We start from the raw sequence: 333 nt of genomic DNA, 5'->3' as shown, positions 1-333 counted from the left end.
AAACACCAATCGAAATACCTGAAAAAACTCGCCTAAACAAATGGACCAGAAATCATCCTGCAGAACAAATTATAGGAGATCCCAATTCTGGTATTCAAACAAGAGCCGCTTCCTCAAATGAATGTTTATACGGAGCATTCTTATCCATGACTGAACCCAAAACCATCCATTCAGCTCTCAAAGATCCAGACTGGGTCAAAGCCATGCAAGAAGAACTAGCTGAATTCGAAAGAAACCAAGTATGGGATCTTGTTCCTACTCCTCCCGTTGTTACTGTAGTAGGTTCAAGATGGGTTTTCAGAAACAAAACTGATGATCAAGGCATAGTCTGTC

The 333-nt window shown here is 40.8% G+C and carries 1 protein-coding gene; it reads left to right on the top strand.

All coding sequences use genetic code 11. From position 1 onward, the window contains the following. Positions 1–146 precede the first annotated feature (146 nt). Positions 147–333 (top strand): hypothetical protein (locus tag HX793_RS32220; protein WP_178905613.1); only part of this gene is annotated, 187 nt, incomplete at its 3' end.

It is taken from the genome of Pseudomonas reactans (assembly GCF_013387025.1).
GTDB classification, from domain to species: Bacteria; Pseudomonadota; Gammaproteobacteria; order Pseudomonadales; family Pseudomonadaceae; genus Aquipseudomonas; species Aquipseudomonas reactans.
Note: the sequence above shows the minus strand (reverse complement) of the source record. Positions and strands in the feature narration are given on the sequence as shown.